The organism is Rhizobium sp. NLR8a (assembly GCF_019685235.1).
In the GTDB taxonomy this organism is placed as follows: Bacteria; Pseudomonadota; Alphaproteobacteria; order Rhizobiales; family Rhizobiaceae; genus Rhizobium.
Map to the genome: position 1 here is coordinate 93639 of NZ_JABDWI010000018.1, position 12027 is coordinate 105665.

Sequence of the window (12027 nt, forward strand, 5' to 3'; positions counted from 1 at the left end):
AATGGGCGGCGCGAACGCGGCCATATCCGGATCGGGGTGCAAGAAGATTGCCGGTTAATATAGAAGAAGCTTCTAATTCAATTTACAGTTATTTAGTACAACCTAAATAATCTGACTGAATTCAGCTGTTCGGGGGGACGGATGTTTTCGGTCATTACATGTATTCGGGACGATCATGATTGGCGGCTGGTACTTGCGGCCGCCGCGGTTTGTCTGGTCGGCGCGATGGCAGCAATGCTGCCGCTTTCGCGCGCTCAAGAATGCGATGCCGGGCGCCGCAAGCTCTGGATCGGCGCCTCGGCTTTCGCCTTCGGCACCGGCGTATGGGCAACGCACTTCATCGCGATGCTGGCCTATGACGGCGGCATGCCGATCAGCTACCAACTGGGGCTGACGGCGCTTTCCTTCCTCCTGTCGGTTGCCGGTTCGTGGGCGGCGATCGTCGTCGCTTCGGAGAGCCGCGGCAGGTTTTCGCAAATCCGCGGCGGCGTCCTGATGGCGCTCGGCATCGCCTCGATGCACCTGACCGGTATGCAGGCGATCGAGACACAGGCGGTAATCGTCTATGATCCCTACATGACGCTGAGTGCGGTTCTGGCGGGGGCGCTGCTGTCGAGCGCTGCCTTCCACGCCTTCTTCCAGTGGAGGGGCCCGAGGCGGCTCCTCACCTCGTCCGTCACCTTCGTCCTTGCAATCTGCGCTCTCCACTTCATTTCGATGGCAAGCATCACGCTCGTGCCGGATCCCGGCAAAGAGGTTCCGGCGATGGTGCTCGATACCAGTCTGCTGGCGGCGATCGTGGTGGTAGCGGCGACCGCTCTCATTCTGACCGCTATCGCGGTGGTCTTTATCGAAAGCCATCTGACGGATCTGAGAGGGCTCGCCAATGCCTCACAGGAAGGATTGCTGATCCTGCGCGATGGCAGGATCATCGATGCCAATGAACGCTTCCAGGCTCTTTCCGGCTGGAAGCTTGCCGATCTTGCCGGCAAGGCGGCGTCCGCTGCCTTGACCGTCATCCAGGGGCAGAACAGGCCCGGCGAGACCTTGCTCAGCACCAGCAGCGGCAAGGAGATCGCCGTCGAAGTGAATACGAGCCGGATCGTCTATCGCGGTCACAATTGTGACGTGCTGGCGGTGCGCGATCTGACGGAGCGCAGGCAGGCCGAAGAGATGATAGAACATCTCGCCCACCACGATGTTCTGACCGATCTTCCCAACCGGTCGTTGTTCGATACGCGCATCCGCCAGGCGCTGCAGATGGCCGAACGAAAGAGCAGCAAGGTGGCTCTCTTCTACATCGATCTCGATCGGTTCAAGAGCGTCAACGATATTTTCGGCCATGCCGAGGGCGACCGAATTCTCCGCAAGGTCGCCTCGATTCTCCGTCGCGTCGCTGATGAAAGCGATACGATCGCCCGTCTCGGTGGCGATGAATTTGCCATCATCCAGCCCGCCGGACAGCAACCGGCGGCCGCACAGAAGCTCGCAGCCGCGATCCTCGACGAATTCGCCGCCGAGATGGATACGGCGCGCGACCCCACCGCCGTCGGCGTCAGCCTCGGCATCGCCCTTTACCCGGCCGACGGACGTGATGTCGACGAGATCTGCAACAATGCCGATATCGCACTCTATCGGGTCAAACACGGCGGCCGCGGAAAGGCGTGTTTCTTCGATGCGGAAATGGACGAGGCCACGCGAGCCCGCCGCCAAATCGAAAGCGAACTGCGCCACGCCATCACCCGCAATCAGATCCATGTCTGCTATCAGCCGATTTACGGTGCGCTTAGCGGCGAGGTCAGCGGTTATGAGGCCTTGATGCGCTGGAACCGGCCGGGGCACGGCATCAGCGAGCCGGATGTCTTCATTCCAATCGCCGAGGAAAGCGGATCGATCGTCCAGCTCGGCGAATGGGTGCTGCGCGAGGCCTGTACAGAGGCTGCGCGCTGGCCGCATCCGCTGACGATCGCCGTCAATGTCTCGCCGGTGCAGTTCATGCTGCCGAACCTTTGCGAGCGGATCGAGGCAATCCTCGAGGAAACGGGGCTCGCGCCCGACCGGCTGGAAATCGAAATCACCGAAGCCGCTCTCATCCGTGACCGCGATCGGGTGATGGCCACGCTGCAGCGCCTGCGCAGTCTGGGTGTTCACATCGTCATGGACGACTTCGGCACCGGTTTTTCCTCGCTTTCCAACCTGCGAACCTTCCCGTTCGACAAGATCAAGGTCGACCGCAGCTTCACCGGCATGCTGGAACATGACGCTGCGTCACGTTCGATCGTGCGCGCAATCATCGGTCTCGGCCACAGCCTCGGCATGCCTGTCGTAACGGAGGGCGTCGAAACCGAGACGCAGCGCCAGATCGTCGTCGAAGAAGGCTGCGCCCAGGTACAGGGCTTTTTGCTCGGCAAGCCGGATATCGAGCCGAGCATCAAGCTCGCCGCCCGCAAAAGTCTTCTGTCCTCGACGGCCGACTCCGACGCGCTGTCAACACCGTGGCGGCGACCTACGCGTCTTGCCTGCGAGTAGTCCCGGTCAGAGCGCCTTGGCGTTTTCCAGCAGCCGGCGGATATATTCGAGCGTCAGCTCGCGCTCGAATCCGCGAAAGCCTTTGAACAGCGCCAGGTCCGCCTCACGCGCGGTCTCGATCGCCTCAGCCTCCATGGCACGGGCCTTCGGCGTCAGGAAAATCAGCTGCGCCCGCTTGTCGGACGGATGCGGCCGGCGTTCGATCAGCCCGTCGCGGACCATGCGCGAAAGCGTGTTGGCCATGGTCGCCTGCTCGATAGCAACTCGGTCGAGAAGCTGTTTCTGGGTCAGCCCATCCTCGGCCCAGAGTTCCAGCAGGATGGGAAACTGGCCGGGAGAGAAACCGAGCCCTACCGCGCGCTGGTGCAGCGAGCGGGCAAAACCCTTCGCCAGCTGGCTGGCAAGGTAAGCTCCCGAATCCATGCGGTTAAATCCCATGATTGCAAGTTAGGCTCAAAACCGTGCCGGAGACAATGCAGCAAATCGCAGAGGATGCTGCAAAAAATGTAAGCCGGAACTGCGCGGACCTGGAAAATAAAAGTCGCCATGACCTGGAGGTTGGCCATGGCGACTTTAAAATGGGGACAAAGGCCCGGAGAGGGGGATAAGGCCTTTGTCCAAGCCTGATGCGGCGGGGGACAAGCCGGTAATCAGACCCGCGACGCGATCAAGCGCCGGTGACATGGATTTGTGGCTACGAATGTGGTTTTTCAAGGGTCACGGTACGTTACAAATTGGTAACAGTTTGGTGAGCGGAAATCCGTTCCGCTCCTGGTGCACCGAACTTTATATGGACCTGGTTTCCTGCCCGCGCTATCCATGCACGCATGAAAAAAGGCGATCATCTCTTCCTAGTCGACGGTTCCGGCTTCATCTTCCGGGCGTTTCACGCATTGCCGCCGCTGACACGCAAGACCGACGGTCTGCCGGTCGGCGCCGTTTCCGGTTTCTGCAACATGCTGTGGAAGCTCTTGAGGGATGCGCGCAACACCGATGTCGGCGTAACGCCGACCCATCTTGCCGTCATTTTCGACTATTCCGCCAAGACCTTTCGTAAGGATCTCTATGACGCCTACAAGGCGAACCGCTCGGCCCCGCCGGAAGAGCTCATCCCGCAATTCGGCCTGATAAGAGAGGCGACCCGCGCCTTCAACCTGCCCTGCATCGAGACCGAAGGCTTCGAGGCCGACGATATCATCGCCACCTACGCCCGCCAGGCCGAGGCGGCGGGCGCCGATGTCACCATCGTTTCCTCCGACAAGGATCTGATGCAGCTCGTCACCTCAAATGTCCACATGTACGACAGCATGAAGGACAAGCAGATCGGCATTCCCGATGTCGTCGAGAAATGGGGCGTGCCGCCGGAAAAGATGATCGACCTGCAGGCGATGACCGGTGACTCCGTCGACAATGTTCCCGGCATTCCCGGCATCGGCCCGAAAACGGCTGCCCAGCTCCTTGAGGAATATGGCGATCTCGACACGCTGCTCGATCGCGCCACCGAGATCAAGCAGGTCAAACGCCGCGAGACGATCCTTGCCAATATCGAGATGGCGCGGCTTTCGCGCGAACTCGTGCGGCTGCGCACCGACGTGCCGCTTGATCTCGATCTCGACGCGCTGGTGCTGGAACCGCAGAACGGCCCGAAGCTCATCGGCTTCCTGAAGACGATGGAATTCACGTCGCTGACCCGACGCGTCGCCGAAGTCTGCGATTGCGATGCGAGCGCCATCGAACCGGCGGTCGTCCCTATCGAATGGGGTAAGGCGGCCCATGGTCCCGATCTCGATGCGGCCGAGCCGGAGCCCGTTGCCGGCGGCATCCCCGACGTTTCGGGCGAATCGGTGCCCGTGCCGCCGCGCGCGAAGGCAAAGAGCGGTGTCGAAGGCGCTTTTTCGCCGGCGGATCTAGCCAAAGCGCGGGCCGAGGCTTTTGCGGCGCTGCCTTTCGATCATTCGACCTATGAGACGATCCGCGATCTGGCGGCGCTCGACCGATGGATCGCCGATGCGCGCGACACCGGCCTCGTGGCTTTCGATACCGAGACCACGTCGCTGGATGCGATGCAGGCCGAGCTTGTCGGTTTTGCGATGGCGATCGCCGACAATGTCAGCGATCCCACTGGAACGAAGATTCGCGCCGCCTATGTGCCGCTTGCCCACAAGAACGGCGTCGGCGATCTGCTCGGCGGCGGCCTGGCCGACAACCAGATTCCCATGGGTGACGCCTTGCCGCGGCTGAAGGCATTGCTGGAGGACGAATCGGTCCTCAAGATCGCCCAGAACCTGAAATACGACTACCTCTTGATGAAGCGCTACGGCATCGAGACGAAGAGTTTCGACGACACGATGCTGATCTCGTATGTGCTCGACGCCGGCACCGGCGCTCACGGCATGGATCCGCTCTCGGAAAAATTCCTCGGCCATACGCCGATCCCCTACAAGGATGTGGCGGGCAGCGGCAAGGCGAACGTCACCTTCGATCTGGTCGATATCGACCGCGCCACCCATTATGCCGCTGAAGACGCCGACGTGACGCTGCGCCTGTGGCTGGTGTTGAAGCCGCGGCTGGCGGCGACGGGGCTGACCAGCGTCTACGAGCGGCTGGAGCGGCCGCTGCTGCCGGTGCTGGCGCGTATGGAAGCGCGCGGCATCACCGTCGACCGGCAGATCCTGTCGCGGCTGTCAGGCGAACTGGCTCAGGGTGCGGCGCGCCTGGAAGACGAGATCTACCAGCTCGCCGGCGAGCGTTTCAACATCGGTTCGCCGAAGCAGCTGGGCGACATCCTGTTCGGCAAGATGGGACTTGCCGGCGGCAGCAAGACGAAGACCGGACAATGGTCGACCTCCGCCTCGGTGCTCGAGGACCTCGCCGCCGCCGGTTTCGAGCTGCCGCGCAAGATCGTCGACTGGCGCCAGCTCACCAAGCTGAAATCCACCTATACCGACGCGCTTCCGGGCTATGTCCATCCGGAAACCAGGCGGGTCCACACCTCCTATTCGCTGGCTTCGACGACCACGGGGCGCCTGTCCTCGTCCGAACCGAACCTGCAGAACATTCCGGTGCGCACCGCAGAGGGCCGCAGGATCCGCACCGCCTTCATCTCGACGCCGGGTCACAAGCTGATCTCCGCCGACTACAGCCAGATCGAACTGCGGGTGCTCGCCCATGTGGCCGAGATCCCGCAGCTGACCAAGGCCTTCGAGGATGGCGTCGACATTCACGCCATGACGGCCTCGGAAATGTTCGGCGTGCCGGTCGAAGGCATGCCGGGTGAGGTGCGCCGCCGCGCCAAGGCGATCAATTTCGGCATCATCTACGGCATCTCCGCCTTCGGCCTCGCCAACCAGCTTTCGATCGAGCGCTCGGAAGCCGGCGACTACATCAAGAAATATTTCGAGCGCTTCCCCGGCATCCGCGACTATATGGAAAGCCGCAAGGCGATGGCCCGCGACAAGGGTTATGTCGAAACGATCTTCGGCCGCCGCATCAACTATCCCGAAATCCGCTCCTCCAACCCTTCGGTGCGCGCCTTCAACGAACGGGCGGCGATCAACGCGCCGATCCAGGGCTCTGCTGCCGACGTCATCCGCCGGGCGATGATCAAGATGGAGCCGGCGCTGGCCGAAGCCGGTCTTGCCGAGCGTGTGCGCATGCTGCTGCAGGTGCATGACGAGCTGATTTTCGAGGTCGAGGACGAGGACGTCGAAAAGGCGATGCCGGTCATTGTCTCCGTCATGGAAAACGCCACGATGCCGGCGCTCGAAATGCGCGTGCCGCTCAAGGTCGATGCTCGCGCCGCCAGCAATTGGGACGAGGCGCATTAACCGCCTCCCCAAAACGAAAAAGATTTTTCCGCTTCCCCTAACTTATTGAATTCACGACGATGTGCTTCCCTGGTTCGTATCGGAACGATACGGCTGGAAGGAACTTATTAACCTTCCTTTTCTATCCCGGTAGGGTCGTAGTTTGTTAGGCATGAGTGAGTAGCGGACGCATGCGTTTTCCCAGAACCAATTTGACGGATGCCGCAGATTTTTCCAGCGGCATTGAAACGGAGCTTCCGGAGGAAAATCCAGGCGAGAGGCCGCCGGCGCCGATCTGGCAGAGCAACTTCTCGCTCGCGCCGAATGTTCGCTTCACCCGCACGCCCGAAACGCTGATCAGCCGCCGCCGCCCGTCGAACGAGCCCGTTCGCAGCGAACCGGAAGCGGAACAGCAGGCGATACGGATAGAACCGGTCACGGTCGACGTGCCCTTCGATATCTACCTGCCGGAGCCCGCTGGAGCTGCCGCAGCACCGGCTCAGACGACCGAGACGCCGCAGCCGCCGGCCGCCGCGCTGGAGGCTCCCACCCTGCGCGTCGCTTCCGAACTGTCTTCGATTTCCGATTTTGCCTTCTGGGAAGTCATGGCCTTCGAGGAGGGCGAACCGGTACGCGCGCCCTCGATCATTCTTCCGAAGATCGAGACCGCGCCCGAATCAATTACCTCGCTGTTTCGCATCATGGAATGGCGCCCGGGCGCGCCGAAGCCCACTCAGGCGGCATTCCGACCGGTCCAGCCGCCGGCTGCAGCGCCCGCGCCGGTAGCTCCGCGCCCGTCGGCGGCCATTTCCCTGGAAAGGCCCGTGCCTACCCGCGAGGCGGCGACTGCACCGGCGCCGCAGGCCGCGCCCCAGACTGCTCCGATGCCTCAGGTCACGCCGGTGCCTCAGGCCGCCCCAGAGTCTCAGACTGCCCTCGTGCCCCAGGCCGCCCCCGTGTCTCGGCCTACGCCCCCGGTCGCCGCAGTCCTGCCGTCGCCGCGCCTTGCGGCGAGGCCTGAAAAGATCGATGCATCGGGTTATGAATTCCCGCCGCGCGCTCTTTTGCAGGAGCCGCCTGAACGTCTCGGCGAGATCATGTCGCAGGAGACGCTGGAGCAGAATGCCGGCCTTCTGGAAAGCGTGCTTGAGGATTTCGGCATCAAGGGAGAGATCATTCATGTCCGCCCCGGCCCCGTCGTCACCCTTTATGAATTCGAACCGGCGCCCGGCGTGAAGTCGTCGCGGGTCATCGGCCTGGCCGATGATATCGCCCGCTCGATGTCGGCGCTGTCGGCTCGCGTCGCCGTCGTTCCCGGCCGCAACGTCATCGGCATCGAGCTGCCGAATGTCACCCGTGAAACAGTTTATTTCCGCGAGATGATCGAGAGCCAGGATTTCGACAAGAGCGGCTATAAGCTGGCGCTCGGACTCGGCAAGACCATCGGCGGTGAGCCTGTGATCGCCGAGCTCGCGAAGATGCCGCACCTGCTCGTCGCCGGCACCACCGGCTCGGGCAAATCGGTCGCCATCAACACGATGATCCTGTCGCTGCTCTACCGCATGACGCCGGAGCAATGCAGACTGATCATGGTCGACCCGAAGATGCTTGAGCTTTCCGTCTATGACGGCATTCCGCATCTGCTGACGCCCGTCGTCACCGATCCGAAGAAGGCGGTCATGGCGCTGAAATGGGCCGTGCGCGAAATGGAGGAGCGTTATCGCAAGATGTCGCGCCTCGGCGTGCGCAACATCGACGGTTACAATGGCCGCGTCTCCCAGGCGCGCGAAAAGGGCGAGACCATCCACATCATGGTCCAGGTCGGCTTCGACCGGCAGACCGGCGCGCCGATCGAGGAAAGCCAAGAGCTGGATCTTGCGCCGATGCCCTATATCGTCGTGATCGTCGACGAAATGGCCGATCTGATGATGGTCGCCGGCAAAGAGATCGAGGGCGCGATCCAGCGTCTGGCGCAGATGGCGCGTGCCGCGGGCATTCATCTGATCATGGCGACCCAGCGCCCGTCGGTCGATGTCATCACCGGCACGATTAAGGCGAATTTCCCGACCCGCATCTCCTTCCAGGTCACCTCGAAGATCGACAGCCGCACCATCCTCGGCGAGCAGGGCGCCGAACAGCTGCTCGGCCAGGGCGACATGCTGCATATGCAGGGCGGCGGACGCATCGCCCGCGTCCACGGTCCCTTCGTCTCCGATGCCGAAGTGGAGAAAGTCGTTGCGCACCTGAAGACGCAGGGGCGCCCCGAATATCTCGACACCGTGACGGCCGACGAGGAGGAAGAGCCGGAAGAGGAAGACGCCGGCGCCGTTTTCGACAAGAGCGCCATGGCTTCGGAGGATGGCAATGAGCTTTACGAGCAGGCCGTCAAGGTCGTCATGCGCGACAAGAAGTGCTCGACCTCCTATATCCAGCGCCGCCTCGGCATCGGTTACAACAGAGCCGCTTCGCTCGTCGAGCGCATGGAGAAGGAAGGTCTCGTCGGCCCGGCAAACCATGTCGGCAAGCGCGAGATCGTTTCCGGACGGAGCGAGGGCGATTGATCGGCATGAGCAGCGCCATCACGGCTCGACGTGAGGCGCTGCACTCCATAGCCCCGGATCATCCCACGATTGTGGAACGGGCGGCGCGTTTGTGCACGACGGCCAGCAGGCCTCCGAGAAAGACCGTTCCGAGGATGAAGAGAAATGCCGCAGCGACGATGGCCGGGCTGATGTTTTCGCGAATCGACGAGAACATCTGGCGCGCGAGCGTCAACTGATTTGGGCCGGCAACAAACAATGTCAGCACGACTTCATCAAGCGAGGTGGCAAAAGCAAGCACCGCGCCCGACAGCACGCCCGGCATGGCGAGCGGCAGCGTCACTTTCCAGAAGACCTTTGCCGGGGAAGCCCCCAGGCTCGTCGCCGCCCGCTCGACACGATAGTCGATACCTTCAAGCGATGCGGTAATGCTGATCAGCACGAAGGGGACGGCGACAACGGTATGCGCTATGATGACGGCCGCAAAGGTATTCGGAAATCCGAGCTTGGCAAATAGGATTTGAAGCCCGACGCCGAGCACGACCGCTGGAACGACCATCGGCAGAAGGAACATTGTCCGCAGCGTTGAGCCGAAGACAATGCGCCTGCGCAGCGCAAGCGAGGCCAGCATGCCGAGCACGGTTGAAAGCAGAGTGGTCCCCGTACCGATCAGCAGGCCGTTGACGATGGACCGGCGCCAGGCGTCCTCGTTTGCGAGTTCCGCAAACCAGCGGGTCGAAAAAGAAGGGATGGGATAGGCCAGGAAACTGCTGGAGGTAAATGCGATCGGAAGGATCGCCAAAAGCGGGGCCAGCAGAAAAATCACCGTTGCCGCGCCGTACAGAGATTTAAGCAAACGAACTATCATGTCATGCACCTGCCGTCTTCGTCGTGAGCCGGCCATAGACGCCATAGAGCACGATGGTCGCGGCAAGCAGCACGATACCGAGCGCGCCGGCCATGCCCCAATTGGCGGAGCCGGTGGCGTAGAAGGCAATCACCGAACTGATCATCTGGTCTTTCGGCCCGCCGATGAGCGCCGGCGTGATGTAATAACCGAGCGCTGCCATGAAAACGAGCAGCCCGCCGGAAGCGATGCCGCGCAATGTCAGAGGCAACAGGATATGCAGGAAGGCCCGGATCGGTCTCGCACCGAGGGAGGCTGCCGCCGGCATGAGATTTCGAGGGATTGCGATGAGGACACTGTAGATCGGGAGGACCATGAAGGGCAGCAGAACATGCGTCATGGCGATAATGACACCCGTTCGGTTGAAGAGAAGTGGCAACGCGTCGCTGACGAGGCCGAGCGACAGGAGGGAGGAGTTGATAAGCCCCTTGTCCTGCAGGAGAATGTACCACGCCGCGGTGCGCACCAGCAGCGATGTCCATAGCGGCAGGAGCACCGCGGCAAGGAGAAGCTGTCGCCGCCAGCCACTGGTGGCTGCGACCAGCATCGCATATGGCAGGCCGGTCAGGCATGTCGCCAAGGTCACGACGGCAGCCACACCGAAAGTTCTTAGAAGAATCGCCTGATTGGCCGACTCTCCATCCGGCATCGCCACGATCGCTCCCGATGTGTCGTGCTGAAGATCAACCGCGGCAAGGAGATTGCGATCGGTATAAGGATTGGTCGCCTCGGCGATCGCTCTCCAGAACGCAGCATCGTTCCATCGCGCGTCCACCTCGCCGAGGGTTGCCGCCCCAGCGCCGTCTTTCACCGCGGCGACGGTCTTTCTCATCAGAGTGCGGAAGCCCGGCTGGGCGCTGTTCAGTCTTCGGACCACCTCGCCCAGCTTCTGATCGTCGTCGATCGATTTCAGGTCGTCGACAAGCGCTGTCTGCATGTCGTCGGAGGGTGGGGAAATACGGTTCCAGGTTGAGGCCGCGGCGGTCGTCCGGGGCAGGTTTTGGCTGACGACAGGATCGGACACCGCCTGCTCGAGCACTGTCAGAAGTGGCCACATGAAGAAGACACCCAGGAACAGGGTAAGAGGAAGGACGAGGGCGAGGCTGCCCACGCTTTGACGGAAAGCGCTCATGCCGCAATCACCCAGCAATCGTCCGGTGCGAAATGCGCCACCACTTCGGCGCCGGCTGGCCACTCCACCGATCGCCTGTCGGTCCGAACCACGAAGCGGAAGGCATCGTGGTCAAGCTGTACCCGCAAGTGATCGCCCTGGTATACGCTGTCGAGTATTTTCGTCGGCAAGGCATTCATCGCAGAGCCGGTGCCGCGGGCCATAAGAGAAATCCGCTCGGGGCGGACCGAAATATGGACGCGGCTTCCGACCGAGAGGGAGCCGTAGCCGGATACCATCACATGCCGTCCATCGGCGATCTCGATGGAAGCCCCGGCTGCTCCCGTCGTCTTCACCGTTCCTTCTATCAGATTGGTTTCGCCGATGAATTCGGCGACGACGCGTGTTTGCGGGCGGTCATAGATATCACGCGGCGAACCGATCTGCTCAATGTTCCCATGGTCGAAGACCGCAATGCGATCGGACATGGTAAGCGCCTCGGCCTGATCGTGGGTTACGAACACCACGGTCAGCTCCAGACGTTTGTGGAGTGCGCGGATATCGAGTTGCATCTGTTCCCGCAACTGCTTGTCAAGCGCACCAAGTGGCTCGTCCATCAGCACGACGGCCGGCTCGAACACCAGGGCGCGGGCAAGTGCCACGCGCTGCTGCTGGCCACCGGAGAGCTGGGCCGGCTTGCGGCTGCTCATTGCAGACAGCTGCACCATGTCGAGCGCTCGTTTTACGCGATCCTCGATCTCACTGCGGCCGGTACCGCGCATCTTCAGCGGAAAGGCGATGTTGTCGGCGACCGACATATGCGGAAAGAGTGCATAATTCTGGAAAACGACACCCATTTCGCGCCGATGCGGCGGCAGATGGTCGATACGGCGGCCGTCGAGACAGATGCTGCCGCCGGTTGGGTTTTCGAAACCCGCCGCCATCATCAGCAAGGTTGTCTTGCCGGAACCCGAAGGTCCGAGAAGGCTGACGAATTCGCCTCTCTCGATGTCGAGCGACAGGTCTTTGACGACCTGAAGCGTGCCATAGGATTTGGAGACTCTATCAAAGCGTATGCGCGGCGTAGCCAAGGCGGCCCTCCGTTCGGATTATCGGTTCTCAAGGAGACGAAGT

General features: G+C 61.9%; 7 protein-coding genes. 3 read left to right on the forward strand and 4 right to left on the reverse strand.

Annotated elements, in window-relative coordinates; all coding sequences use genetic code 11:
- Positions 1–141: 141 nt before the first annotated feature.
- Entirely contained in the window at positions 142–2529 is a 2388-nt protein-coding gene (locus HJC04_RS28935; RefSeq protein ID WP_221147669.1) for an EAL domain-containing protein, read from the forward strand.
- 6 nt (positions 2530–2535) lie between these two features.
- Here the strand turns inward: HJC04_RS28935 and HJC04_RS28940 are convergent, their stop codons facing one another.
- Entirely contained in the window at positions 2536–2952 is a 417-nt protein-coding gene (locus HJC04_RS28940) for a MarR family winged helix-turn-helix transcriptional regulator (RefSeq protein ID WP_011423544.1), read from the reverse strand.
- A 404-nt stretch (positions 2953–3356) separates the two neighbouring features.
- Here HJC04_RS28940 and polA point away from each other — a divergent pair, with 404 nt between their 5' ends.
- Together polA and HJC04_RS28950 are read left to right on the forward strand one after the other, a co-directional pair.
- A complete protein-coding gene (gene polA, locus HJC04_RS28945; RefSeq protein WP_210629625.1) occupies positions 3357–6356 on the forward strand; it encodes a DNA polymerase I in 3000 nt (999 codons plus the stop codon).
- A gap of 170 nt (positions 6357–6526) precedes the next feature.
- Positions 6527–8896, forward strand: coding sequence for a DNA translocase FtsK (locus HJC04_RS28950; RefSeq protein ID WP_221147670.1), 2370 nt, complete (start codon positions 6527–6529; stop codon positions 8894–8896).
- A 58-nt stretch (positions 8897–8954) separates the two neighbouring features.
- Here HJC04_RS28950 and HJC04_RS28955 read toward each other — a convergent pair whose 3' ends face one another.
- Genes HJC04_RS28955 through HJC04_RS28965 form a run of 3 tightly spaced genes read right to left on the reverse strand, consistent with a single transcriptional unit; the run spans position 8955 to position 11984 of the window.
- Positions 8955–9743 (reverse strand): ABC transporter permease, encoded by a 789-nt coding sequence (locus HJC04_RS28955; RefSeq protein WP_221147671.1) that lies wholly within the window; start codon positions 9741–9743, stop codon positions 8955–8957.
- Position 9744: 1 nt separating this feature from the next.
- Positions 9745–10914, reverse strand: coding sequence for an ABC transporter permease (locus tag HJC04_RS28960; RefSeq protein ID WP_210629622.1), 1170 nt, complete (start codon positions 10912–10914; stop codon positions 9745–9747).
- Positions 10911–11984: an ABC transporter ATP-binding protein gene (locus HJC04_RS28965; protein WP_221147672.1), complete on the reverse strand. Its 1074-nt coding sequence runs from the start codon at positions 11982–11984 to the stop codon at positions 10911–10913. Before HJC04_RS28965 ends, HJC04_RS28960 begins: the two co-directional genes overlap by 4 nt.
- Between the last annotated feature and the right edge of the window lie 43 nt (positions 11985–12027).